Origin of the sequence: Streptomyces sp. NPDC093149 (genome assembly GCF_044754145.1) — a bacterium.
In the GTDB taxonomy this organism is placed as follows: Bacteria; Actinomycetota; Actinomycetes; order Streptomycetales; family Streptomycetaceae; genus Streptomyces.
Genome location: NZ_JBIVON010000004.1, coordinates 496,863 through 522,051, shown reverse-complemented (window position 1 = coordinate 522,051; position 25,189 = coordinate 496,863). Strand labels below are relative to the sequence as shown.

20 protein-coding genes, 3 pseudogenes and 1 riboswitch are annotated in these 25,189 nt (G+C 69.2%); of the genes and pseudogenes, 16 read left to right on the top strand and 7 right to left on the bottom strand.

Features of this window, described 5'->3' with window-relative positions:
- Positions 1–41: 41 nt before the first annotated feature.
- The 3 genes from ACIQCZ_RS15930 to ACIQCZ_RS15920 all read left to right on the top strand — a co-directional run bounded on the left by ACIQCZ_RS15930 (position 42) and on the right by ACIQCZ_RS15920 (position 3,830).
- Positions 42–929: a FadR/GntR family transcriptional regulator gene (locus tag ACIQCZ_RS15930; protein WP_351075127.1), complete on the top strand. Its 888-nt coding sequence runs from the start codon at positions 42–44 to the stop codon at positions 927–929.
- 324 nt (positions 930–1,253) lie between these two features.
- Positions 1,254–2,801, top strand: a complete 1,548-nt coding sequence (locus ACIQCZ_RS15925; RefSeq protein WP_402282759.1) for an RNA polymerase sigma factor — start codon at positions 1,254–1,256, stop codon at positions 2,799–2,801.
- Between the two features lie 198 nt (positions 2,802–2,999).
- Complete coding sequence (locus ACIQCZ_RS15920) at positions 3,000–3,830, top strand: S1 family peptidase (protein WP_402282758.1); 831 nt, start codon at positions 3,000–3,002, stop codon at positions 3,828–3,830.
- A gap of 103 nt (positions 3,831–3,933) precedes the next feature.
- Here ACIQCZ_RS15920 and ACIQCZ_RS15915 read toward each other — a convergent pair whose 3' ends face one another.
- Positions 3,934–4,164, bottom strand: a complete 231-nt coding sequence (locus tag ACIQCZ_RS15915; RefSeq protein WP_283854449.1) for a hypothetical protein — start codon at positions 4,162–4,164, stop codon at positions 3,934–3,936.
- 436 nt (positions 4,165–4,600) lie between these two features.
- On the opposite strand from ACIQCZ_RS15915, the gene ACIQCZ_RS15910 reads away from it, so the two are divergent.
- The 6 genes from ACIQCZ_RS15910 to ACIQCZ_RS15885 all read left to right on the top strand — a co-directional run bounded on the left by ACIQCZ_RS15910 (position 4,601) and on the right by ACIQCZ_RS15885 (position 11,366).
- The gene (locus tag ACIQCZ_RS15910) at positions 4,601–6,721 is read left to right on the top strand and encodes a type IIA DNA topoisomerase subunit B (RefSeq protein WP_402282757.1); all 2,121 of its coding nucleotides are present in this window, start codon (positions 4,601–4,603) and stop codon (positions 6,719–6,721) included.
- A gap of 128 nt (positions 6,722–6,849) precedes the next feature.
- Positions 6,850–7,368, top strand: coding sequence for a DUF1453 domain-containing protein (locus tag ACIQCZ_RS15905; RefSeq protein WP_402282756.1), 519 nt, complete (start codon positions 6,850–6,852; stop codon positions 7,366–7,368).
- Positions 7,365–8,528, top strand: a complete 1,164-nt coding sequence (locus ACIQCZ_RS15900; protein WP_402282755.1) for a sensor histidine kinase — start codon at positions 7,365–7,367, stop codon at positions 8,526–8,528. Before ACIQCZ_RS15905 ends, ACIQCZ_RS15900 begins: the two co-directional genes overlap by 4 nt.
- Positions 8,525–9,202 (top strand): response regulator, encoded by a 678-nt coding sequence (locus ACIQCZ_RS15895; RefSeq protein ID WP_402282753.1) that lies wholly within the window; start codon positions 8,525–8,527, stop codon positions 9,200–9,202. The genes ACIQCZ_RS15900 and ACIQCZ_RS15895 overlap by 4 nt, the downstream gene beginning before the upstream one ends.
- 98 nt (positions 9,203–9,300) lie before the next feature.
- Positions 9,301–9,777 (top strand): DUF485 domain-containing protein, encoded by a 477-nt coding sequence (locus tag ACIQCZ_RS15890; RefSeq protein WP_402282752.1) that lies wholly within the window; start codon positions 9,301–9,303, stop codon positions 9,775–9,777.
- Complete coding sequence (locus tag ACIQCZ_RS15885; RefSeq protein ID WP_402282751.1) at positions 9,774–11,366, top strand: cation acetate symporter; 1,593 nt, start codon at positions 9,774–9,776, stop codon at positions 11,364–11,366. Before ACIQCZ_RS15890 ends, ACIQCZ_RS15885 begins: the two co-directional genes overlap by 4 nt.
- Positions 11,367–11,397: 31 nt before the next feature.
- On the opposite strand, the pseudogene ACIQCZ_RS15880 reads toward ACIQCZ_RS15885, so the two are convergent.
- A pseudogene (locus ACIQCZ_RS15880) lies at positions 11,398–11,793 on the bottom strand (two-component system response regulator); the annotation flags it as partial.
- Between the two features lie 146 nt (positions 11,794–11,939).
- Positions 11,940–12,320 carry a VOC family protein gene (locus ACIQCZ_RS15875; RefSeq protein ID WP_402282935.1) on the bottom strand — a complete coding sequence of 127 codons (381 nt, stop codon included), beginning with the start codon at positions 12,318–12,320 and terminating at the stop codon, positions 11,940–11,942.
- 142 nt (positions 12,321–12,462) lie between these two features.
- On the opposite strand from ACIQCZ_RS15875, the pseudogene ACIQCZ_RS15870 reads away from it, so the two are divergent.
- Positions 12,463–12,612, top strand: a pseudogene (locus ACIQCZ_RS15870) (SDR family oxidoreductase); the annotation flags it as partial.
- Between the two features lie 62 nt (positions 12,613–12,674).
- On the opposite strand, the pseudogene ACIQCZ_RS15865 reads toward ACIQCZ_RS15870, so the two are convergent.
- A pseudogene (locus ACIQCZ_RS15865) lies at positions 12,675–12,828 on the bottom strand (DUF4158 domain-containing protein); the annotation flags it as partial.
- A 66-nt stretch (positions 12,829–12,894) separates the two neighbouring features.
- Entirely contained in the window at positions 12,895–14,250 is a 1,356-nt protein-coding gene (locus ACIQCZ_RS15860; RefSeq protein WP_402282750.1) for a citrate synthase, read from the bottom strand.
- Between the two features lie 109 nt (positions 14,251–14,359).
- Between ACIQCZ_RS15860 and ACIQCZ_RS15855 the strand changes: the two genes are divergently transcribed.
- Both ACIQCZ_RS15855 and ACIQCZ_RS15850 read left to right on the top strand, forming a co-directional pair.
- Complete coding sequence (locus tag ACIQCZ_RS15855; RefSeq protein ID WP_402282748.1) at positions 14,360–15,520, top strand: citrate synthase/methylcitrate synthase; 1,161 nt, start codon at positions 14,360–14,362, stop codon at positions 15,518–15,520.
- Positions 15,521–15,541: 21 nt separating this feature from the next.
- Positions 15,542–16,672, top strand: coding sequence for a CobW family GTP-binding protein (locus tag ACIQCZ_RS15850; RefSeq protein WP_402282747.1), 1,131 nt, complete (start codon positions 15,542–15,544; stop codon positions 16,670–16,672).
- Positions 16,673–16,701: 29 nt separating this feature from the next.
- Here the strand turns inward: ACIQCZ_RS15850 and ACIQCZ_RS15845 are convergent, their stop codons facing one another.
- Positions 16,702–19,152, bottom strand: a complete 2,451-nt coding sequence (locus ACIQCZ_RS15845; RefSeq protein ID WP_402282746.1) for a DNA topoisomerase (ATP-hydrolyzing) subunit A — start codon at positions 19,150–19,152, stop codon at positions 16,702–16,704.
- A 270-nt stretch (positions 19,153–19,422) separates the two neighbouring features.
- Here ACIQCZ_RS15845 and ACIQCZ_RS15840 point away from each other — a divergent pair, with 270 nt between their 5' ends.
- The 4 genes from ACIQCZ_RS15840 (at position 19,423) to ACIQCZ_RS15825 (ending at position 24,695) form a co-directional block, all read left to right on the top strand.
- Positions 19,423–20,805, top strand: a complete 1,383-nt coding sequence (locus ACIQCZ_RS15840; RefSeq protein WP_402282744.1) for a M16 family metallopeptidase — start codon at positions 19,423–19,425, stop codon at positions 20,803–20,805.
- Positions 20,806–20,831: 26 nt separating this feature from the next.
- On the top strand, positions 20,832–22,214 hold the full coding sequence (locus tag ACIQCZ_RS15835; protein WP_402282933.1) for a M16 family metallopeptidase: 1,383 nt from the start codon (positions 20,832–20,834) through the stop codon (positions 22,212–22,214).
- Positions 22,215–22,706: 492 nt separating this feature from the next.
- A riboswitch (cyclic di-AMP (ydaO/yuaA leader) is annotated at positions 22,707–22,873 on the top strand.
- A gap of 13 nt (positions 22,874–22,886) precedes the next feature.
- Positions 22,887–23,687, top strand: a complete 801-nt coding sequence (locus ACIQCZ_RS15830) for a M23 family metallopeptidase (RefSeq protein WP_402282743.1) — start codon at positions 22,887–22,889, stop codon at positions 23,685–23,687.
- A 294-nt stretch (positions 23,688–23,981) separates the two neighbouring features.
- Complete coding sequence (locus ACIQCZ_RS15825; RefSeq protein WP_402282741.1) at positions 23,982–24,695, top strand: GntR family transcriptional regulator; 714 nt, start codon at positions 23,982–23,984, stop codon at positions 24,693–24,695.
- A 140-nt stretch (positions 24,696–24,835) separates the two neighbouring features.
- On the opposite strand, the gene ACIQCZ_RS15820 is transcribed toward ACIQCZ_RS15825, so the two are convergent.
- Entirely contained in the window at positions 24,836–25,117 is a 282-nt protein-coding gene (locus ACIQCZ_RS15820; protein ID WP_376211814.1) for an HPr family phosphocarrier protein, read from the bottom strand.
- Positions 25,118–25,189: the final 72 nt, after the last annotated feature.

Here is a 25,189-nt window from a genome sequence, read left to right as displayed (position 1 = left end):
AAGACCTCAAGGGCCGGGCGAGCCGCGCCGACAAAGGATGCGTGAGTACCCTTGCGCACACCATGATGACCGCCGCCCGCTCCGCCGATTCCGGCCTCGCCGGCCCGGGTGAACTCGATCGCTACCCGTACGCGGAGGCGCCGGCCGGCGAGCGCGCCCCTCTTCGTTCCTGGGACGGCCCCGATGCCGAGCTCGGCCGGGCGGGCCGGCGGGGCTCGGCCAGTCGTGGCCGCGGCCTCCACGGCCAACTCGTTCAGCAGTTGGGTCAGATGATCGTCTCCGGCGACCTGGGCGCCGACCGTCCTCTGGTGCCGGAGGAGATCGGCCAGCGTTTCGAGGTCTCCCGCACCGTCGTACGCGAATCGCTGCGCGTCCTCGAGGCCAAGGGCCTGGTCAGCGCCCGGCCCAACGTGGGTACCCGGGTCCGCCCGGTCAGTGACTGGAATCTGCTGGACCCCGACATCATCGAATGGCGCGCCTTCGGCCCTCAGCGCGAGGACCAGCGCCGCGAACTGGGGGAGCTCCGGTGGACGATCGAGCCGCTCGCTGCCCGTCTCGCCGCAGGTCATGGCCGCGAGGACATTCAGCAGCGCCTCGGTGACATGGTCGAGATCATGGGGCATGCGCTCGGGCAGGGTGACGGGATCACCTGCTCCAGGGCCGATGTGGAATTCCATTCCCTGCTCATTCAGGCGGCTGGCAATCGCATGCTCGAGCACCTCTCCGGCATCGTTTCCGCGGCCCTGCAGGTCTCCGGCGGCACCGTCACGGGCTGCGACCGCCCCACTGAGGCATCCCTCGGTCACCATGCGCGCATCGTCGACGCCCTCGCGTCCGGTGACTCGGCGGGTGCCGAGGCGGCCATGCGTCAACTGCTCGTCGTCCACCCCGAGGTGGAGCGGGTGGTGCCCGCGCCCCGCGAGCACTGAGGGCAGCACGGCCAGGGTGTACGAACCACGTGTCGCCGGGCCCGGACGGTCCGGCGGCACAATTGTGGCGGGATGGCACCCCTGGTCACGTTCGTCGCAAATGAGGTGTGACTCGGGCCACGCGGATTGGGCGTAACACTCCTCGAAACAGTGCGATGACTTAAGAGGTGACCGCCGCGGAAGGAATACAGCAGCCGTTCAGTGCGCTGTGCAGTTCTGAGGCCAAACCCGCGCCGTCGGTACATTCCCAGCCCGACGGTCGTCGGCTCCAGCCCTCTCCAGGGCCGGGCCGGAAGCCGTTTCCATCGTTCCGAGAGGTTGTTCGTGTCGGCCAGCACATCCCGTACGCTCCCGCCGGAGATCGCCGAGTCCGAGTCTGTGATGGCGCTCATCGAGCGGGGAAAGGCTGATGGGCAGATCGCCGGCGATGACGTGCGTCGGGCCTTCGAGGCTGACCAGATTCCGCCAACCCAGTGGAAGAATGTTCTGCGCAGCCTCAACCAGATCCTCGAGGAAGAGGGTGTGACGCTGATGGTCAGTGCCGCGGAGCCGTCGAAGCGTGCCCGCAAGAGCGTCGCAGCAAAGAGCCCGGTCAAGCGCACCGCCACCAAGACTGTCGCGGCCAAGACGACCGTGACCAGGACCGTCGCGGCCACTGCCGCCTCGTCGGCAGAGACCGTGGACGTGGTGGCTGAGGACGCTGCCGCTACCGGCCCTGCGAAGAAGGCAGCAGCCAAGAAGACGGCCGCCAAGAAGACCGCCGTGAAGAAGACGGCGGCCAAGAAGACAGCAACGAAGAAGTCCGGAAAGCCGGACGACGAGCTCCTCGACGGCGACGAGGCGGCCGAGGAAGTAAAGATCGGCAAGGGCGAGGAAGAGGAGGCAGAGGGCGAGAACAAGGGTTTCGTCCTCTCCGACGACGACGAGGACGACGCCCCCGCGCAGCAGGTCGCCGTCGCCGGTGCCACCGCCGACCCGGTCAAGGACTACCTGAAGCAGATCGGCAAGGTTCCCCTCCTCAATGCGGAGCAGGAGGTCGAGCTCGCCAAGCGCATCGAGGCCGGTCTGTTCGCCGAGGACAAGCTGGCGAATTCGGACAAGCTCGCGCCGAAGCTCAAGCGCGAGCTGGAGATCATCGCCGAGGACGGCCGCCGAGCCAAGAACCACCTGCTGGAGGCCAACCTCCGTCTCGTGGTCTCCCTGGCCAAGCGCTACACCGGTCGCGGCATGCTCTTCCTGGACCTGATCCAGGAAGGCAACCTCGGTCTGATCCGCGCGGTCGAGAAGTTCGACTACACCAAGGGCTACAAGTTCTCCACGTACGCCACCTGGTGGATCCGTCAGGCGATCACCCGCGCCATGGCCGACCAGGCCCGCACCATCCGTATCCCGGTGCACATGGTCGAGGTCATCAACAAGCTCGCCCGTGTGCAGCGTCAGATGCTCCAGGACCTGGGCCGCGAGCCCACGCCGGAGGAGCTGGCGAAGGAACTCGACATGACCCCCGAGAAGGTCATCGAGGTCCAGAAATACGGTCGTGAGCCGATCTCCCTCCACACCCCGCTGGGTGAGGACGGAGACAGCGAGTTCGGTGACCTGATCGAGGACTCCGAGGCGGTCGTCCCGGCCGACGCGGTCAGCTTCACGCTCCTCCAGGAGCAGCTGCACTCGGTGCTCGACACGCTCTCCGAGCGTGAGGCGGGCGTGGTCTCGATGCGCTTCGGTCTCACCGACGGCCAGCCGAAGACGCTGGACGAGATCGGCAAGGTCTACGGGGTGACGCGTGAGCGCATCCGTCAGATCGAGTCGAAGACCATGTCGAAGCTGCGCCACCCGTCGCGTTCGCAGGTGCTGCGCGACTACCTCGACTAGGGATTTCCGTTTGGATCGGGGAGCGACACCGGGCACGTGAGCCCGGCCCGATCCAGAAGAGATCCTGGGTCCCAGAAGTACGAGCCGAGGGCCGGGTTCCCACGAGGGAGCCCGGCCCTCGGCCTATCTGGGGGTGCGAGGGACGGCAAGTGGGATGACTCTGGGTGGTGATGGTCCATCACAGAGTCAGGAGTGCGCATGTCCCGTACCGTCTTCCGTGCCATCGCCGGGGTGTTCGCCCTGGTTGCCGCCACGGCCGTGTTACCGCTCGGATCCCCCGCTCAGGCCGTTGCGAACAGCGTCGTCATCGGTGGTGAGCCGGCGCACGTCAAGGACAGTCCCTGGGTCGTGGCGCTGTCCAGCCGCGACCGGTTCGGAGGCACACGCGCAGGCCAGTTCTGCGGGGGCGTCGTCGTGGGCCCGAAGAAGGTGTTGACCGCTGCGCACTGCCTGAGCCGGGAGGCTCTCGGTGTCGAGTTCGGCAAAGTGCGCGACCTTCGGGTCATCACCGGCCGGGACTCCCTGCTCGGGACCGAGGGCAAGGAGATCGCGGTGCAGAAGGCGTGGAGCAACCCGGGATTCGACCCCGACACGAACGCGGGAGACCTGGCGGTGCTCACCCTGGCCGATGCGTTGCCTGCCAAGAGCGTGGTCCCGATGGCCGAGTCCGGTGACTCGGCGTACACGCCGGGCACCGGCGCCGTCGTCTACGGCTGGGGCGACACGACCGGCAACGGGGACTACGCGTCGTCCCTCCGCTCCGCCAAGGTGAACGTTCTGCCGGACAGTCTCTGCGCGCAGGCCTACCCGGGGGGCAGCGACGGCACGTACGACCCCTCAGTGATGCTCTGTGCGGGCGAACTGCTGGGCCGGTATGACGCATGCCAGGGCGACAGCGGAGGGCCGCTGGTGGCCGGTGGGCGGCTCATCGGACTGGTGTCCTGGGGGAACGGTTGCGCTCGGATGGGGAGCCCGGGTGTCTACACGCGGATCTCCGCCGCGATCGGCTGGATGCCGGGTGGTGACTGAACGGCATCGTCGCGCGGCTACGAGAACGGGCGGCTTCCCTCTTCGGGAAGCCGCCCGTCGGCCGGTCCGGGACCTGCCCCAGGCTCGTCGTGGATGCGAGGTGTCAGTGTTCCTCTTCGGTGGCTTGGGCCTGTACGGCCGTCAGCCGGTCCGTCTCATCCTGTATTTCCGCGGCGATCTTCTTGAGTTCCGGCTCGAACTTGCGACCGTGGTGGGCGCAGAAGAGCAGTTCACCGCCGCTGATCAGGACGACGCGCAGATATGCCTGGGCGCCGCAACGGTCGCAGCGGTCTGCTGCGGTCAGCGGGCTCGCGGGGGTCAGAACAGTAGTCACGTCGCCTCTTCTCTAGCTCGACGAGCTGTCGTACCAGGGTCAACATCCAACCAGGCCGAAAACGTTCCCGCTCGTGGCTTTTCTTCGAAACTTCTTCTCAAGATGGCTGTTTGTTGCCGATTGGCGGCGAATGTGCCGTATTGCGTAGCGCTACGGTTTCGCGTTGCTTGTCGTTGGTGGATCCTCCCGGCCGGCTTGCCGGTTTGTTCATGAGGACGTGCCCGGAGCCTAAATGGTTCATGCCTGGAAGGGAACGTGATGTGCGCGTCACTCCTGCGAGGGATCGAACGTGTATGCGAGGCTGGACTAGTGTGAGGGTTGTCGGAGGGTGGCGTTACAACCGCTCTACCAGGCCTCGGTACCCTCTCAGCGGCGACCGAAGCCGAGCCCGATACCCATCTGGGCCCCAAATGAAATTCAGCGAGGAGCGAACCGCGTGACCGCCGATACGTCCGTGCCGTCCACTGCGCTGCTGACCGGAGCAGACCGAGACGGTTCCAACTACACCGCGCGGCACCTGCTCGTACTCGAGGGGCTCGAAGCGGTTCGCAAGCGTCCCGGGATGTACATCGGATCCACCGACAGCCGCGGTCTCATGCACTGCCTCTGGGAGATCATCGACAACTCCGTCGACGAAGCTCTCGGCGGCTACTGCGACCACATCGAGGTCATCCTCCACGACGACCAATCCGTGGAGGTCCGGGACAACGGGCGCGGCATCCCGGTTGACGTCGAGCCCAAGACGGGTCTGTCCGGCGTCGAAGTCGTGATGACCAAGCTGCACGCCGGCGGAAAGTTCGGCGGCGGCTCCTACGCGGCGTCGGGCGGTCTGCACGGAGTGGGCGCTTCCGTGGTCAACGCGCTCTCCGCCCGGCTCGACGTCGAGGTCGACCGCAACAGCGCGACCCATTCGATCAGCTTCCGGCGCGGAGTGCCCGGGATCTTCACCGAGCAGGGGCCGGACAGTCCGTTCGACCCGGCCAACGGCCTGCTCAAGGGCAAGAGGGTGCCCAAGGCGCGCACCGGTACCAGGGTGCGCTACTGGGCGGACCGGCAGATCTTCCTCAAGGACGCCAAACTCAACCTGGAGACGCTCCACCAGCGGGCCCGGCAGACGGCCTTCCTCGTCCCCGGGCTCACGATCGTCGTCCGCGACGAACGGGGTCTCGACGGCGAGGGCAAGACCGAGGAGACCTTCCGCTTCGACGGCGGGATCAGCGAATTCTGCGAGTACCTCGCCGAGGACAAGGCGGTCTGCGACGTCCTGCGCCTGACCGGCCAGGGCACGTTCAAGGAGACCGTGCCGGTCCTGGACGAGCGCGGGCACATGACGGCGACGGAGGTCACCCGTGAACTCGCCGTCGACATCGCCCTGCGCTGGGGCACCGGATACGACACCAACCTCAAGTCCTTCGTCAACATCATCGCCACCCCCAAGGGCGGCACGCATGTGACCGGATTCGAACGCTCCGTGACCAAGACGGTCAATGAGGCGCTGCGCTCCGCCAAGCTGCTCCGCGTCGCCGAGGACGACATCGTCAAGGACGACGCGCTGGAGGGCCTCACCGCAGTCGTCACCGTGCGGCTGGCGGAGCCGCAGTTCGAGGGCCAGACCAAGGAGGTGCTCGGCACCTCGGCGGCCAACCGGATCGTCGCCAATGTCGTGGCCAAGGAACTGAAGGCGTTCCTGACCTCGACGAAGCGCGATGCCAAGGCCCAGGCCAGGGCGGTCCTGGACAAGGCCGTGGCGGCCGCACGCACCCGTATCGCGGCCCGCCAGCACAAGGACGCGCAGCGTCGCAAGACGGCGTTGGAGTCCTCCTCGCTGCCGGCGAAGCTCGCCGATTGCCGCAGCGACGACGTGGACCGCAGCGAGCTCTTCATCGTCGAGGGCGACTCCGCGCTCGGTACGGCCAAGCTCGCCCGGAACAGCGAATTCCAGGCACTGCTGCCGATCCGGGGCAAGATCCTCAACGTCCAGAAGGCGTCCGTCTCGGACATGCTGAAGAACGCCGAGTGCGGGGCGATCATCCAGGTCATAGGAGCCGGGTCGGGGCGCACCTTCGACATCGACGCCGCTCGCTACGGGAAGATCGTCCTGCTCGTGGACGCCGATGTCGACGGCGCGCACATCCGCATTCTGCTGCTGACGCTTTTCCAGCGCTACATGCGGCCCATGGTCGAGGCGGGCCGGGTCTTCGCCGCGGTACCCCCGCTGCACCGGATCGAGCTGGTCCAGCCCAAGAAGGGCCAGGACAAGTACATCTACACGTACTCCGACAACGAGCTGCGCCAGCGGCTGCTGGAGCTTCAGCGGAAGAACATCCGGTACAAGGAGTCGATCCAGCGCTACAAGGGGCTGGGCGAGATGGATGCCGACCAACTCGCAGAGACCACGATGGACCCCCGGCACCGCACCCTGCGGCGGATCAACATCGGCGATCTGGAATCGTCCGAGCAGGTCTTCGACCTGCTGATGGGCAATGAGGTGGCGCCGCGCAAGGAATTCATCACCAGCTCGGCCGCCACCCTGGACCGCTCGCGCATCGACGCCTGAGCGATGCCGTCTCCACCCGTGGGTGGAGACGGCGACTCCACCCACGATCAACCCCTGAGCCGATCCCCCGACCTGGCTGTTTCCGTAGCGTCGAAGGCGTCCAACCTTCTCGCGTCTCGGAGGCAGCCATGTCCGGGCTGATCGACATCCTGGTGATCGTCGCCGTCGTCGTTGTTGTCGTGATCCGCCAGTGCTCGGCACGGCGGATCTCCGACAGCAAGCGTTGGTGGATCCTGCCGGGCGCTCTCCTCGTCATGTCGCTGCGCGGGCCCGGGCTGCTCGACCCGCGTCACTCGGCGCTGTCCGCGGCGGTCCTGGGCGCAGAGCTGGTGGTGGGGCTGGTGACCGGCGCAGGCTGGGGCTGGACGTCACGGCTGTGGCGCGAGGCGGACGGCTCGCTGTGGAGCAGGGGTACCAAGGCCACCGTCTTCGTCTGGACGGGCGGGCTGGCGCTGAGGGCGGCCCTCTACGGGGCTGCGGCGCTGATGGGCATACATCAGGGCAGCGCGGCTCTGCTGTCGGCTCTCGCGGTCACACTGGCGGTGCGCAGCGGCGTGCTGATGTGGCGGGCCGGGTCGATGCGTCCGGCGTACGGTGGCTGTGCCGACGGGGAGCCGTCGCAGCAGGTGTGGAAGGACCGCGTGTGACGCGCACGACCTGGACGGCCTGGCCGTCCCGTGAAGCCCTCTCGCCGGGGCATCGCACCCGCCCGCGAGCGGTGATCGCCTGGTCCGTCCGGGTCGCGCTGCTCACGGCCATGCTGTGGGGCACTTTCACCAGCGGACGATACGGGCCCTGGGAGGTGACCCTCGGGCTGGTGTGCGTCGTGGGCTGTGCGGTCGCCGCGTGGGCCTTCTTCCGGACCAGCCTGGAACACCGGCTGTGGCCTTCGCTGGGACTCCTGGCGCTGCTGATGGCGGCGGCGTTCGGGGCGCAACAGGCCGGCGCCGGGGTGCCCGCGGTGATCCTGTGGTGCGGTTGCGCGGTTGTCGCTCTGGAGCGGCTGCCCCTCACGGCAGGCATTCCGGCCACCGCCGTGGCGCTCGGCGCGTACGCCGCCGTCAACACGGACGGCTGGCTGAACACGGCCATAACCACAGCGGGTCTGTGCCTGGCGGGCTATGTACTGAGGCTGGATGCCGAGGCCCGTGGCAGCGCCCGGAGACTCCTCGCGCAGGAGCGAGCGGCCCGCGCGGCGGAGGCGGAGACCGCTGCCCTGGACGAGCGGGCCAGGATCGCCAGGGAGATCCACGACGTGCTCGCCCACAGCCTCTCCGCGCAGTTGGTGCACCTGGAGGCGGCGCGGCTGCTGATCGAGCAGGAGCCTGCGGGCGGGTTCCGGGACCAGGTCCTGGAGCGGGTGGTGGCGGCACGTTCCATGGCACGTGAGGGGCTTGCGGAGACCCGTCAGGCGCTTTCGGCGCTCCGGGGGGAGGTGTCCCCCGTGGAGGACTTCCTGCGGGAGCTGGTGGTCGCGGAGCCCGCCGAGATGAGTGTGGCGGGGGAGCAGCGAGCCTTGACCGCGGAGGCGTCGCAGACGGTTCGGCGGGTGGCACAGGAGGCCCTGACCAATGTACGTAAACATGCGCCGGGGGCCAGGGTCCTCGTTCGGCTGGAGTACCTGCCCGACGAAATCGCCCTGGAGGTGCGGGATTGGGGCGGGCACGGAGCCGAGGAGGAACTCGCCGGCAGTGGCTCCGGATACGGTCTGCTGGGGATGAGGGAGCGGGCCGAGCTGATGGGCGGGACGCTGGAGGCCGGTCCCGGGGAGGAGGGTTTCGTGGTGAGTCTGCGGGTGCCGGCGTGAACGCGCGGGTCGTGGTTGCGGATGACCAGTCGGTGGTGCGCGAGGGAATCGTGATGCTGTTGGGGCTGCTGCCCGGAATCGAGGTGGTGGGATCGGCGAAGGACGGCGAAGAGGCCGTCGCACTTGTGGCCGAGCTGGACCCTGACGTGGTTCTGATGGATCTGCGGATGCCCCGTTGCGACGGGGCGGAGGCGACACGGCGGATTCGCAAGGAATATCCGAGGACCCAGGTGGTGGTGCTCACGACGTTCGCGGACGACGACTCGCTCTTTCCCGCGCTGCAGGCAGGGGCCCGGGGTTACCTCACCAAGGACGCCGGAGGCGATGAGATCGTGCGGGCCATTCAGGCCGTGCTGTCGGGCGAGGCCGGGCTCTCGCCTTCCGTCCAGCGCCGCCTTCTGGAGCGCGTCACCACGCAGACCCCGCCGCCCGGCCCGGCTCCCGAGCCGCAGTTGCCCGACGGACTGACCCCACGTGAAATCGAAGTGCTGGTCCTGATCGCGGAGGGGCTGTCCAATCCGGAGATCGCCCGCAGGCTGCACATTTCACAAGCGACCGTGAAGAGCCACATCAACAATCTCTTCGCCAAGGCCGGTGTGCGCGATCGGGCACAGGCCGTTCGCTACGCGTACGTTCGGGGCCTCGCACAGCCGCCCGGGTCGGCCTTCACCTGAAGAGGTGAAGACGGCCGAATGAAGCGCTCGGGATCTTCCCCATCTGCCCATTCTTGGGTACGCGGCCGAAGTGGTCCGTGGACAAGGGGAGTTGTTCGGTGGAGAAGGAAGCAGGGCGCGAGGCCGTAGCGACGCGGCTCGACGACCCGTGGTACGACGAGTCCGCCTCCGGATGGGGCGAGCCGAACGGCGCGGGGAGCTTCGCCCCCGCAGGGACGCCCGGGCCCGCGAACCCGCGGTGCGGCCACAGCGCGGCGGACATCTATCTGGAAGTGCAGCACAGCGAGGCATTCCGGGAAGTGCGCCGTCGCTACCGGCGGTTCGTCGTCCCCGCCACCCTGGCCTTCCTCGTCTGGTATCTCGCCTATGTCGTCGTCGCGACCACGGAACCCGGGCTGATGGCCCGTCCGGTGGCCGGAGCGGTCAATGTCGCGATGGTCGCGGGGCTCGGACAGTTCCTCTCGACCTTTCTGCTCACCGGGGCGTACGCACGACACGCACGGCTGCGCAGGGACCGGGCCGCGCTCGAATTGCGCTGGGAGACGCAGGAGATGACGCGGGGGATCGGGCGTTGAACGGGAACCATGAGACGTTGGCGCTCCTGCTGTTCAGCGCCTTCATCGCAGTGACGCTCGCCATCACCACCTGGGTGAGCCGCAACCGGCACGGCTCGGCCGAGGAGTTCTACGCGGGCGGCCGGTTGTTCTCCCCCATGGAGAACGGTTTCGCCATCGCGGGCGACTACATGTCGGCTGCGTCCTTCCTCGGTATCTCGGGCCTGATCGCACTCTTCGGCTATGACGGCATGCTCTACTCGGTCGGCTTCCTCGTGGCCTGGCTCGTCGTCCTGCTCCTGGTCGCCGAACTGGTCCGCAACTGCGGCCGTTTCACTCTCGCCGACGTGGTCGCGGCGCGGATGGCGCAGCGCCCGGTCCGGATCGCCGCGGGCACCTCGTCCGTGACCGTCTCCGTGCTCTATCTGGTGGCACAGATGGTGGGCGCGGGCAGTCTGGTCGCGCTGCTGCTCGGCGGTACGAGCGGCGCGGCCCGCTCCTGGACGGTCATCGGTGTCGGGGCGCTCATGGTGATCTATGTGTCGCTCGGCGGGATGCGTGCCACCACCTGGATCCAGATCGTCAAGGCCGTTCTGCTGATGGCGGGAGCGGTCGTGCTCACCGTCCTCGTCCTGGTTCACTTCCACGGCGACTTCAACGCCTTGCTCAACTCCGCAGCCGAACGGAGCGGCCACGGGGGCCGGTTCCTCTCGCCCGGCCTCCGGTACGGCGGAACCTGGACGGCACGCGTCGACTTCGTCAGTCTGGGTCTGGCCCTGGTGCTCGGCACGGCAGGGCTGCCGCACATCCTGTCGCGGTTCTACACCGTGCCCACCGCCCGTGCGGCCCGACGCTCGGTCGTCTGGTCCATCGGGCTCATCGGCAGCTTCTATCTGATGACGATCGTGCTCGGATTCGGGGCGGCGGCACTGGTCGGCACGGCTGAGGTGCGGGCGTCGAACCCCGCGGGGAACACTGCCGTGCCGCTGCTGGCCCTGGTGCTCGGCGGCGGCGAGGGGTCCACCGGGGGAACGATTCTGTTCGCCGTGGTCGCCGCTGTCGCGTTCGCGACCATCCTCGCCGTTGTCGCGGGGATCACCCTCGCCTCGTCCGCCTCCGTGGCCCATGACCTCTATGCCTCGCTCAGGCGTCCGGGCGCCAAGCAGCACAGCGAGGTCGCTGTGGCCCGGGTCGCCGCGGCCGGGATCGGGGTGGCCGCCATCGGGCTCGGTCTGGTCGCCCAGGACCTGAATGTGGCGTTCCTGGTGGGGCTGGCCTTCGCCGTCGCCGCTTCGGCCAACCTTCCGGTACTGCTGTACTCCCTGTTCTGGCGCGGGTTCACCACGCGGGGAGCGGTCTGGTCGGTCTACGGCGGGCTGATCCCGGCCGTGCTGCTCGTGATCCTCTCCCCGGTGGTTTCCGGCAGCCCCACCTCGCTCTTCCCCGGCGCCGACTTCCAGCTCTTCCCCCTGGAGAACCCCGGCCTGGTCTCCATTCCTCTGGGTTTCCTGGCCGGCTGGATCGGAACGGCCACCTCCACCGAGCCGCCCGACGCCGCCAAGCATGCGGAAACCGAGGTGCGGGCGCTGACCGGGGCCGGAGCGGTGTAGCCGCGCGCTCGCGTCGTGCGGCCCGGGGATCTCAGGCCTGTCCGCCGGTGGACCAGGTGCAGCGGTGTTCCGGGCGGCCCTTCCCGCCGTACCGCAGCGTCAGCGGCACCCTGCCGGTCCTTTCCAGCAGCTTCGGACAGTGCTGGGTCGTCTGCCGACTCATCCCGGCGCTTTCCGCGATCTCCTGCGCGGAGAGCGGCCCTCCGGCACTGCGAAGCGCGCGCCCGACCAGTTCCGCAGTCGTCTGTGTGGGGCCCTTGGGCAGGTCGGGTTCGCCCGCTGCCCACAGGGCACCGAAGAGTCGGTCCACCTCGCCCTGCTCGGCCGCGCCGCCGCGTTCAAGGGTGTGGCGCAGCGTCGCGCAGGCCTCCGGCTCGGTGCGCAGCCCCGCGTGGGTGAACGGCTTCACCAGGTACTGCAGCGCGCCGACCACGAGGTCTCCGGTGTTCAGGTTCTTCCTGGCCGATGAACCCTCCACCGGAGACCTCGCTTACTCCACGATCACGACATGCCCGTCACACCGGACTTCGAGGCAGACCCCGGTACCTGGTGCCGAGGCATGACCGATGAGCATCAGAGCGGGGCGAGGCGAGCCTTGAGCAGGCAGAACTCATTGCCTTCGGGGTCGGTGAGGACATGCCACGGCTCGTCCCCCGTCTGGCCGATGTCGGCCGGGCGCGCACCGAGTTTCAGAAGGCGTTCGAGCTCGGCGTCCTGATCGCGGTCGGTGGCGTTGACGTCGATGTGCAGCCGGGATCTCCCCTTCACCGGCTCGTCGCTGCGACTGAGGACGATCGTCGGCTGCGGACCACCGAAACCTTCGCGCGGCCCGATCTCCACCGAGCCGTCGTCCTCACGATCGAGCACGACGAAGTCCAGGACCTCACACCAGAACCGCGCCAGCACCTCAGGGTCGCGGCAATCGAGCACGAGCTCGCTGATACGACATGCCATGACGAAACCTGCTCTCAGCCAGGGAACTGCCGGGGGATGCCCAACGCGAACCTCATGGGCTCCCAGCAGCGAAAACAATCCCGCGACCGTACCGGGCGAGGCGAGCACGGGGGAAATGATTTCAGGGCCCACCCTCGACGACGTCGAGCAGCAGATCGTGGACCACCTGAAGGTGCCGATGGGGCGCCCCGGTGAACCCGAGGACGTCGCAGAGCTGATCGCGTTCCTCGCCTCCGGCCGCGCCAAATGGCTCGCCGGTGCTCAGTTCCGGGTCGACGGCGGCATCATCCCCGGGCAGCGGGTGTGTGCTCGTCGTCGTCTTCAGCCGCTCGATGCACCGCTTCGCGGCCGCTGCTCGACCACCGGTCCGGGCACCACGAGGGGGTCCTCCAGAAACAGCCCTCGCGTAGCGGACCGTGCGCAACTGGAGTGCGAAGCCCCGCTGATGACACTTCGTGTGCCGCAGCACGACCAGGTCCCGGTCGACGGCGTCCGGGGAGAAGAACCGCGAGCCGGTACTGGTGGTGCGAGGCGTGCCGCCGCCGAGCGGACCCGCACCGTTCCGCTCCAGCCGTCACCGCTGCGCGCTGTGCGGGCCGTATGAAGAACGGGGCGGGACATCCGTGGCGGTGGGCAGGGGCTGAGGGGGCCGGGGGCCTGTGTACTGGCCGCTGGGCCGCATACGCAACGGCCGTTCCCCGTACTCCTCCAGTGCGTGCGCGATCCAGCCCGCCGTGCGCGACACGGCGAACACGGTCTCGCCCGCATCCGCGGCCATGCCGGAGGAGACCGAGAGCACGGCCAGCGCCAGGTCGACATTGGCGTGCAGGGGTGCATGGCGAGCGGTCGTCGTGACCACGTCGCGCGCCGCAGCGAGCGCCCGAGCCGCTTGCGGAACGTCCGCGAGCAGGGCGAACAGGGCCTGCGCCCGAGGGTCCTCGGAGATGTAGAGGCGATGACCGAGTCCTGGCACCCTGCGTCCACTGCGGAGATGGTCCGCGACCACCGGGACCGCGCTGCCCCGCTCCAGGACCTCGGTCAGCATCCGGTGCGCCAGGCCGCTCGCCGCGCCGTGCAGGGGGCCCTCCAGAACCCCGAGGCCCGCGGAGACCACCGCGTACGGATGGGCATGGGCGGACGCCGCGACCCTGGCCGCCAGCGTCGACGCCGCGAGATCGTGGTCGATCAACAGGGTGAGGGCGGTGTCCAGTGCGGCGATCGACGGCTCGTCGGCCGGACGGGTGGTGAGTTTCGGCCACAGCCGCCGTGCCAGTTGAGCCCCGGTCCCGTCCGCCGCACCCTGTGACGCGACACCCTCCGAACCCTCCGAACGCCCGCCCGCGGCCAGGGGCAGGGCTTCGACCAGGGTCGGGATCAGGCTCCGTGCGCCGGCGAGCACCGCTTCGCGCGAGAGGTCGAAGCGGAGCGGATCGGCCGTCGCCGCGGCGATCGCGGCCACCCGCAGCCGGTCCGTCGAGCCACTGTGCGCGGGCAGCGACTCGACTGCCCGGTGCGCCGCGGACAGCGCTTCTGCGGGTGCCATGAATCGGATGCCGGGCCGCAGCACGCCGGTCCAGAGCCATTCGGCGACCTCTTCGTAGGGGTACTGACCGGCCAGTTCGGTCGCGTCGACGCCGCGGAAGTAGTAGCGGTCGCCCTCGATCAAGGTGATGCCGGTACGGAAGACCAGATCGCCGGTGGCGGGGGAGGGCTCCCTGCGGCCCGTGCGCCGGGCCAGCGCATCGACCTCCGCGGCATCGAACGTGCTGCCGCGCCCATCAGGGGCGCGTGTGCTGCTGAGCTGCCCCCGGCTGACGTACGCGTACACCGTCTCGGGTTTCACACCGAGCCGTTCGGCCGTCTCGCGGGTGCTGAGCCGTTGCGGAGCGGACGCGGCCGGGACGTCGCCGGGCGCTGCTTGATCCTTCATGTCGTCAACCGTATCCATATTGATTCAATCAACATTGACAGCATTGAAGTCAATCATGGATGGTCAAATCAATATCCATGAGTCCACCGGGACGCAGACGGAGGAAGAGATGCAGACCACCACCGACGGAACCCCGCTCGGCGTGCCCCGAGGGCTCGCGGGTGTCGTCGTCACCGACACGGCCCTCGGCGACGTCCGAGGGCGCGAGGGCTTCTACCACTACCGGCAGTACTCGGCGATCGAACTCGCACAGACCCGCAGCTTCGAGGACGTCTGGTACCTGATGTCCGAGGGCACGCTGCCCGATGCCGCAACGCGCGCCGAATTCGCCGCCCGCACCGCGGCGCTGCGCCGGCTGCCCGCGGAAGTGCGGGAGGCCCTGCCCGCCATAGCCCGAGCGGGAGCCGTCTCCGGCCCCCTGGCCGGTCTGCGTACCGCCCTCTCGCTCCTCGGCGCCTCGGCCGGCTTCCGACCGGTGTACGACATCGACGCCGACCGGCGCCGCGGTGACGCCCTGGCAGCCTGTGCCGCCGTTCCCACCGTGCTGACGGCCCTGCACCGGCTCGGCCGGGGCCTCGAACCGGTCGAGCCGCGTGACGACCTGCCGTACGCTGCCAACTACCTGTACATGCTGACCGGTTCCGTGCCGGACGCCGCACGCGTCAGGGCCGTGGAGCAGTATCTGATCTCCACGGTCGACCACGGCTTCAACGCCTCGACCTTCACCGGCCGGGTGGTCGCCTCCACCGGTGCCGACGTCGCGGCCTGCCTGGTGGCGGCCGTCGGCGCGCTCTCCGGACCGCTGCACGGCGGAGCGCCCAGCCGCGCCCTCGACACCCTGGACGCCATCGGCACCCCTGACCGCATCGACGGCTGGATCCGCGAACGGGTGCTCGTCGGCGAGCGGATCATGGGATTCGGCCACCCCGTCTACCGCACCGAGGACCCCCGCTCACGCATGCTCCGGGGCATCGCGCAGGGCTTCGGCGGCCCGCTCGTCGACTTCGCCGTCGAGGTCGAGCGGCGGGTCGAGGCGATCCTCGCCGAGCTCAAGCCGGGCCGTGAGCTGCACACCAACGTCGAGTTCTACGCCGGAGTCGTCATGGAGCTGTGCGGGCTGCCGCGAGAGATGTTCACGCCGACGTTCTGCGCCGCGCGGGTGGTCGGCTGGAGCGCCAATATCCTGGAGCAGGCGGCGGACTCGAAGATCATCCGTCCGGCGGCCCGATACGTCGGCACGCCCCCGCCGCAGCCGGTCCCGGCGCCCTGACGTCCCCGAGGAAGGTCCCTGTTGAGCCCGTCGTCCCCGCCCCGCAAGCAGCAGATCCCGGTCATCGTCCTCGCGGGGTTCCTGGGATCAGGCAAGACGACGCTGCTCAACCACCTTCTCCGCAACCGTGCCGGGAACCGGATCGGTGTCATCGTCAACGATTTCGGTTCCATCGAGATCGATGCCATGACGGTCTCCGGGCAGGTCGGCTCGACGGTCTCGCTGGGCAACGGATGCCTGTGCTGCGCGGTCGACGCGAGCGAACTCGACGCCTTCCTGGAGACACTGACCAGGCCCGCCGCCCGCCTCGACGTGATCGTCATCGAGGCCAGCGGACTGGCGGAGCCGCAGGAGCTCGTACGCATGCTCCTGGCCAGCGACAATCCGCACATTGTGTACGGGGGACTGGTGGAGGTCGTCGACGCCGCGGAGTTCGATGCCACCCGGCGGCGCCATCCGGAGATCGACCGCCATCTCGCTGTCGCCGATCTTGTCGTCCTGAACAAGACGGACCGGGTCGGAAGCGAGGAACAGGCCCGTATCAGGGACGCCATCGCGGCGACAGGCGCCCCGGCCGCCGGTGAAGGGGCGGGCGGCGGCGCGGCCGCCGTCATCTGTGCCACGTACGGACGCATCGATCTCGAACTGCTCTTCGACCCGGCGCTGCGACCGGACGGCGAGGAGAAGGCGCGCCAGCTCACCTTCGAGGATCTGCTCCTGGCGGAGCGCGCACAGGAGGGGACCGACGGGCACGAGCATCATCTGCACGCCGCGTACGAGAGCCTCTCCTTCACCGCGGCCGTCCCCATGAATCCCCGTCGGCTGATGGAGTTTCTCGACTCCAGGCCGCAGGGCCTCTACCGGATCAAGGGGTTCGTCGACTTCGGCGTGGGCGACCGCGGCAACAAGTACTCGCTGCACGCGGTCGGCAGGTTCCTGCGCTTCGACCCGCAGCCCTGGACACGCGACGAACCGCGACTCACCCAGCTGGTGCTGATCGGCTCGGGCATCGACCCCGAGGCCCTGCACAAGGAGCTGGCCGACTGCCGCGAGAGCACGGCACCGGCGCCCGACGCGACGCAGGACGCCGCACATGAGCGAAGCATGTGGGGCGTCCTGCGGTATGTACAACGGCCCGACGACGAAGCCTGAGAAACCGGCCCCGTCTCCGGTCCGGCCGCCTACACCGGGCCCGCGATCACCGCGACCGGCTTGACCAGGGGCGTCCCCGAGCCGTCGCGCCTCGGGTCCGGCTCCGGCAGCTCGGTCGGCGCGCCGTTCTTCTGTGCGGCGCGGGCAGGTGTCGCGCCCGCCCAGCCGAACACCAGGACGTCCTCGCCCTTGAGGAACCGCTGACAACGCACCCCACCGGTGGCCCGGCCCTTGCGCGGATACTGGTCGAACGGGGTGAGCTTGCACGTCAGCACCGAGTCGTCCAGCGTGCCGTGCGAACCGGCCACCGTGAACACCACCGCGTCCGCCGCCGGATCCACCGCGGTGAACGAGATCACCTCCGCGCCGGCCGTGAGCTTGATCCCCGCCATGCCTCCTGCCGGCCGTCCCTGCGGCCGCACCTGCGCCGCCGGGTAGCGCAGCAACTGCGCATCGGACGTGATGAAGACCAGATCCTCCTCGCCCGTGCGCAGCTCGGCCGCGCCGACGATCCGGTCACCGTCCTTGAGGGCGATGACCTCCAACTCGTCCTTGTTGGCCGGGTAGTCCGGCACCACCCGCTTGACGACTCCCTGCAGGGTGCCGATCGCGAGGCCGGGGGAGGCCTCGTCGAGGGTGGTGAGGCAGATGACCTCCTCGTCGCTCTCCAGCGTGAGGAACTCCGACACCATCGCCCCACCCGAAAGGCTGGGTGCCGCGTGGGTGTCCGGCAGCTGGGGCAGATCGATCACCGCGAGCCGCAGCAGCCGTCCCGCCGACGTCACCACGCCCACATCACCGCGAGCCGTCGCCGGCACGGCCGAAACGATCACATCGTGCTTGGCACGCTTGGCGTCCTCGGCGAAGACGATCGGATCGTCATTGGCGGTACGGGCCAGCAGCCCGGTCGACGACAACAGCACCCGGCACGGGTCGTCCGCCACCTCCAGCGGCACCGATGCGACCTGTGAACCGGCCGACTCCAGCAGCACCGTACGCCGGTCGGTACCGAACTTCTTCGCGACCGCGGCCAGTTCGGAGGAGACGAGCTTGCGCAGCTCGGTGTCCGAATCGAGGATGGTGGTCAGCTTGTCGATCTCGTCGTTGAGCCGGTCCCGCTCGCTCTCCAGCTCGATCCGGTCGAACCGGGTCAGACGGCGCAGCGGGGTGTCCAGGATGTACTGCGTCTGGATCTCGCTCAGCGAGAAGCGCTCGATGAGCCGCTCCTTCGCCTGCGCCGAGTTGTCACTGGACCGGATGAGCCGGATGACCTCGTCGATGTCGATCAGCGCGACGAGCAGGCCCTCGACCAGATGCAGCCGGTCACGGCGCTTGCCACGGCGGAACTCGCTGCGCCGGCGCACCACGTCGAAGCGGTGGTCGAGATAGACCTCGAGCAGCTCCTTGAGCCCCAGCGTGAGCGGCTGCCCGTCCACCAACGCCACATTGTTGATGCCGAAGGAGTCCTCCATCGGCGTCAGCTTGTACAGCTGCTCCAGCACGGCCTCCGGGACGAAGCCGTTCTTCACCTCGATGACCAGGCGCAGGCCGTGCTCGCGGTCGGTCAGGTCCTTCACGTCCGCGATGCCCTGGAGCTTCTTCGCCGAGACCAGGTCCTTGATCTTGGCGATCACCTTCTCCGGCCCCACGGCGAAGGGCAGTTCCGTCACGACCAGACCCTTGCGGCGCGCCGTCACGTTCTCCACGGAGACGGTCGCGCGGATCTTGAACGTGCCGCGCCCACCGGCGTACGCGTCCTTGATGCCGCCCAGGCCGACGATCCGGCCACCGGTCGGCAGATCGGGGCCGGGGACGAACCGCATCAGGGTCTCCAGGTCCGCGCCCGGATGCTTGATCAGATGCCGGGCGGCGGCGATGACCTCGCCCAGGTTGTGCGGCGGCATATTGGTGGCCATGCCGACCGCGATCCCGGACGACCCGTTGACCAGGAGGTTCGGGTACGCGGCCGGGAGGACGGTCGGCTCCTGCTCCTGGCCGTCGTAATTCGACTGGAAAGCGACGGTGTCCTCGTCGATCGACTCCGTCATCAGCGACGTCGCGTCCGCCATCCGGCACTCGGTGTACCGCATGGCGGCCGGCGGGTCGTCGTTTCCGAGCGAGCCGAAGTTCCCGTGGCCGTCCACCAGGGGGAGCCGCATGGAGAACGGCTGTGCCAGACGGACCAGCGCGTCGTAGATCGACGCGTCGCCGTGCGGGTGCAACTTGCCCATGACCTCGCCCACGACACGGGCGCACTTCACGAAGCCGCGGTCGGGGCGCAGGCCCATCTCGTTCATCTGGTACACGATGCGGCGGTGCACCGGCTTCATGCCGTCACGGGCGTCCGGCAGGGCCCGTGAGTAGATCACCGAGTACGCGTACTCGAGGAAGGAGCCCTGCATTTCGTCGACGACGTCGATGTCGAGGATCTTCTCCTCGAAGTCGTCCGGCGGCGGGGTCTTCGTGCTGCGGCGGGCCATCGCTGCTGCGACTCCTTCACGGATTCTGTTCGGGCAACCTGAGGTTCTGACGCCGACCATTGTGGACCGCCGCACTGACATCGCCGACCTCGACCCGTCCCAGGAGCCGCTCCGGACCCCTGTCGGGGTGGTTCCACGACCCGCCGGGAGGGGAGCACGCCCCTCTTTCACGCGAACTTCCGCGGTATGGGAACTTCGTCAGGTGTCTGTGCGCTTGCTTACAGTGGCAGGTCTCGCAGGAAATCCAGTATCGCGATCGAAGGGACGTACATGCCCATGGGTCACACGGCCACAGCCCGGCCCGGCTCCGGCGGCTTGACAGCGACCGAGCACCGTCTGGCCAACGGCCTGCGCGTGGTGCTCTCCGAGGACCATCTGACCCCGGTCGCCGCGGTCTGCCTCTGGTACGACGTCGGTTCGCGCCACGAGGTCAAGGGACGCACCGGTCTGGCTCACCTCTTCGAGCACCTGATGTTCCAGGGCTCCGGCCAGGTCAAGGGGAACGGCCACTTCGAGCTCGTGCAGGGGGCCGGCGGCTCGCTCAACGGGACCACCAGCTTCGAGCGCACCAACTACTTCGAGACGATGCCCACGCACCAGCTGGAGCTGGCCCTCTGGCTGGAAGCCGACCGCATGGGCTCGCTGCTCGCCGCGCTCGACGAGGAGTCCATGGAGAATCAGCGGGACGTCGTCAAGAACGAGCGACGCCAGCGCTACGACAACGTTCCCTACGGTACGGCGTTCGAGAAGCTGACGGCCCTGGCCTATCCCGAGGGCCACCCGTACCACCACACGCCGATCGGCTCGATGGCCGACCTGGACGCGGCGACCCTTGAGGACGCGCGCGCCTTCTTCCGCACGTACTACGCGCCCAACAACGCCGTACTCTCGGTCGTCGGCGACATCGATCCCGAGCAGACGCTCGCCTGGATCGAGAAGTACTTCGGCTCCATCCCGTCCCACGACGGCAAGCAGCCGCCGCGCGACGGCACGCTCCCCGAGACCATCGGCGAGCAGCTGCGCGAGGAGGTGCACGAGGAGGTTCCGGCGCGGGCGCTGATGGCCGCCTACCGGCTGCCGCACGACGGCACCCGTGAGTGCGACGCGGCGGATCTCGCGCTGACCGTGCTCGGCGGCGGCGAGTCGTCGCGGCTGCACAACCGTCTCGTGCGCCGCGACCGTACGGCCGTGGCGGCCGGATTCGGGCTGCTGCGGCTGGCCGGTGCTCCCTCGCTCGGCTGGCTGGACGTCAAGACGTCCGGCGGTGTCGAGGTGCCGCAGATCGAGGCCGCGGTCGACGAGGAGCTGGCCCGGTTCGCGGCCGAGGGCCCCACGCCCGAGGAAATGGAGCGTGCGCAGGCCCAATTGGAGCGGGAGTGGCTGGACCGGCTCGGTACGGTCGCGGGCCGCGCCGACGAACTCTGCCGGTTCGCCGTGCTGTTCGGTGACCCGCAGCTCGCCCTGACCGCGGTACAGCGGGTGCTCGACGTCACCGCGGAAGAGGTCCAGGCCGTCGCCAAGGCCCAGCTGCGCCCCGACAACCGGGCGGTGCTGGTCTACGAGCCGGTCGAATCGGCCGAGCCCGCGGACGCAGCGGACACCGACGAGACCGACGCCGACGACACCGAAGCGCACGAAGGGGCGGACAAGTGACCGACGCTGCCGCGACTGGAGTTTCGATGCAGTACCACCCGCAGCCCGCCCCCGGCGTCGCGCGGCCCTGGGCCTTCCCCGCGCCGGAGCGCGCCGCCCTGCCCAACGGCCTCACGGTGCTGCGCTGCCACCGCCCCGGCCAGCAGGTCGTGGCGGTCGAGATCTTCCTCGACGCCCCTCTGGACGCGGAGCCCGAGGGCCTCGACGGCGTGGCCACGATCATGTCGCGGGCACTGTCCGAGGGCACCGACAAGCACACCGCCGAGGAGTTCGCCGCCGAACTGGAGCGCTGCGGCGCCACCCTCGACGCGCACGCGGACCACCCTGGAGTCCGGGTCTCCCTGGAGGTCCCGGCCTCCCGGCTGGCCAAGGCGCTCGCGCTGGTCGCCGAGGCGCTGCGGTCGCCCGCCTTCGCCGACAGCGAGATCGAACGGCTGGTGCGCAACCGGCTCGACGAGATCCCGCACGAGCAGGCCAACCCGGCCCGGCGAGCCGCGAAGCAGCTCTCCAAGGAACTCTTCCCGGCCACGGCGCGGATGTCGCGCCCGCGCCAGGGCACCGAGGAGACGGTGGAGCGGATCGACCCGGCGGCCGTGCGCGCCTTCTTCGACGCCCACGTCAGGCCGTCCACGGCGACCGCCGTGGTCGTCGGTGACCTCACCGGCATCGACCTCGACGCGCTGCTCACCGACACCCTCGGTGACTGGTCGGGCGACGCCGCCGAGCCCCGTCCGGTCCCGCCGATCACCGCCGACGACACCGGCCGAGTGGTGATCGTCGACCGTCCCGGCGCGGTGCAGACGCAGCTGCTGATCGGCCGGATCGGCGCCGACCGGCACGACAGCGTGTGGCCGGCCCAGGTGCTGGGCACGTACTGCCTGGGCGGCACGCTCACCTCCCGGCTGGACCGTGTGCTGCGCGAGGAGAAGGGCTACACCTACGGCGTGCGGGCCTTCGCCCAGGTGCTGCGGTCGTCGGCCCCGGACTCCGCCTCGGGGGCGACCGGTGCCGCGATGCTCGCCATCAGCGGATCGGTGGACACGGAGTCCACCGGACCGGCGCTGGAGGACCTGTGGACGGTCCTGCGGACCCTCGCGGCCGAGGGGCTGACCGATGAGGAGCGCGAGACGGCCGTACAGAACCTCGTGGGTGTCGCACCGCTGAAGTTCGAGACGGCGGCCTCCGTCGCGGGCACTCTCGCCGACCAGGTCGAGCAGCACCTCCCGGACGACTACCAGGCACACCTGTACGCCCGGCTCGCGGAGACCGGAACGGTCGAGGCGACCGCAGCGGTGGTCAACGCCTTCCCGGTCGACCGCCTGGTCACGGTCCTCGTCGGTGACGCTGCGCAGATCGAGGAGCCGGTCCGCGCCCTCGGCATCGGAGAGGTGTCGGTGGTCGCCGGCTGACGGCCGTCGTACGCCGTCGCGGATGCCGGACGACCGGCCCGGCGCGGGAGCGGGCGCCGACCGGCCGGCTGCCCGGTCGCGTGTGACAGACCGCCGCGCGACTGTCACGTTCGATCGGACACCGGCGGAGCCCCCGGCCACGCGCGCGTGGGTCGGCCCGGCGGAGCCCCCGGTTGCTCGGGCCGGCCCGTCGGCGTTCCCGGCCTTGCACGGGCCGGCCCGGCGGAGCGTCCGCAAGAGCAGGTCGCACCGGCTGAGTGCCGGTCGCCCCGGTAGGCCCACGATTCGCCATGGGTGTGCATACCGGGACAAGAGGGAGGCCCTGTGCGTCACGTCTCGCCAGGGTCTCCCTTTTGTCCGTTCTGGGAGGAGGTTGCCTGTCTGCCCTGTGGGATGCGCTACAAAACGGCCTGTCCGTTTGGTGAATGAAAGCGACCCCGCTTAGCGTCGGCCGGGCTGTCCGCCACTCGTATGCCGCAACCGTGACATACCGGGCAGCCATCGCCGAGTCCCCGTCAGGCGCGAGCCTGGGGAGCCGGGGACCCACGCAGTCCCTGGGGTGAATCGGATGCCTGATCCTCGGTGAGGCCGGGGCGTCCGTAGGAGACCTTCCTGCTCCGAACCCGTCAGCTAACCCGGTAGGCGAGAAGGAAGGAAAGGATCAGCCACCACATGGCCTTCACCCGTGCCGCCGGGAAGCATCGTGCCCCGAGCCGACTGACCCGCGGGAGCGCGAAGATCGCCGGCGCCGCGGCTCTGGCTACCACCGGAGTCATCGGTGGCATGGCCTCTCCGGCCCTCGCCGCGGACACCGGGACTCCCTCCGTCAGTGAGACCGGTCTGAACCAGATCATCGCCATCGAGGGCGTACTCGCCGACCGGATCGCCGCCCAGGCCGACGCGCAGAAGCACCAGGCCGATGTCGCGGCCGAGGCGAAGGCGGAGGCCCGGCGCAAGGCCGAGGCCGAGAAGAGGGCGGCGGAGGCGAAGGCCAGGGCGGAGCGCGCGGCCGAGGCACGTGCCGAGAAGGCGCGTGCCGCCCGGTCCGCCGAGCGCACCCGTCTGGGCTCCTTCCAGCTGCCGGTCGCCGGCTCGTACGTCACCACCGGCTACAAGTCCAGCGGCTCGCTCTGGTCCTCCGGCAGCCACTCGGGCATCGACTTCCATGCCGCGTCCGGCAGCACCGTCGTCGCCGTCGGCGCGGGAACGGTCGTCGAGGCCGGCTGGGGTGGTGCCTACGGCAACAACATCGTCCTGCGCATGACGGACGGTACGTACACGCAGTACGGCCACCTCTCCTCGATCGGTGTCTTTGTCGGTCAGAGCGTCGGCGCCGGTCAGCGGATCGGCCTCTCCGGCTCGACCGGCAACTCCACCGGGCCGCACCTGCACTTCGAGGCCCGGACCACGCCCTCGTACGGCTCCGACATGGACCCGGTCGCGTACCTGCGCGCCCACGGAGTCAACGTCTGACCGGCGCTCGTCCGCAACACCCCTTCGAAGGCCTCGGCGTCACGCCGGGGCCTTCGCCGTGCCCGGCATCCGTGCCCGGCATCCGTGCCCGGCATCCGTGCCCGGGATCCGCGCCCGACACCCTGGCTCGACCGCCGAACCGCCCGTGGTGCTGTCCGCCGGGCCGGTCCCGCGCGACCAAAAGATATTCATGAATTTCCATCCGGCATCGGAAATGTGGCCGCATTGCAATAGAGTCGCAGAACAGGCGTCGGTCGGCCGCGTTGCGCGGGGGATTAAGGCGGAGGTTCGGACATGCGCATTCCGGCGCATTCGGTATGCACGGCAATCCGTGACGACATCGTCTCCGGCGTCTTCGAACGCGGCGGCCGGCTCACCGAGGAGTTGCTGGCGCGCCGTTACGGGGTGTCCCGCGTCCCGGTACGGGAAGCGCTGCGCACCCTGGAGTCCGAGGGATTCGTGGTCACCCGTCGGCACGCGGGAGCCTGTGTCGCCGAGCCCACCGAGCAGGAGGCGGCCGACCTCCTGGAGGTCCGGGCGCTGCTGGAGCCGCTGGGCGCCGCGCGCGCCGCGCAGCGGCGCACCGAGGCGCATCTCAAGGTGCTGCGCGGTCTGGTCAGACTCGGTCAGGAGCGGGCCAGGCGGGGTGAGGGAGAGGATCTGCGCTCGCTGGGAGGCTGGTTCCACGAGACGTTGGCGCAGGCCTCGGGCAGTTCCAGCCTGATCGCGACGCTCACCCAGCTGCGGCACAAGATCGCCTGGATGTACGTGATCGACCAGCCGGTCCGCCCGGTGGATTCCTGGGCGGAGCACGGAGCCATCGTGGACGCGGTGGCGCGCGGCGACGCGGAACGGGCGAGGGTGCTGACCACCCAGCACGCCGAGCGGGCCACGACCGTGCACCGGCTGCGCGGCGCCGACCGGCCGGGCCGTCCGTCGGCCGCTTCCCGCGCCGGCCGGGTGAGGACTTCGCAACACTCCGTAAACACTTCAGGTGTTCGGAATTAATAATCACGCCGTATACAAAGGGTGGTAATTCCGTTCGGGTCTCTTCGGGTTGCCCGAATTTACTTCGATCGCCCCTGTGCGGAAAAGAATGGAGCCGCGGTCCCGAATAAGGGTGCCGCGGCTCTCTTGCAGGAAATGGTTCAGACGGTCTCCGGAAGCTCGTCGAGACCTTCGGCGACCAGCTTCGCCAGACGGTCCAGGGCGGCCTCGGAGTCGTCGGCCTCGGATGCCAGCACGATCTCCTCGCCGCCGTGCGCGCCGAGACCGAGCACCGCGAGCATCGAGGCGGCGTTCACCGGGTTGCCATCGGCCTTGGAGATCGTCACGGGTATGCCGGAAGCCGTGGCGGCACGGACGAAGATGGAAGCGGGACGGGCGTGCAGGCCCTCGGCCCAACCGACGTTGACGCGGCGCTCAGCCATGGTTCTGCCCTTCAGGAATCCAATGGTTGTCTAGACCAGTCTCTCATGTGGTGCGCGATGCTCGGGCCGAGC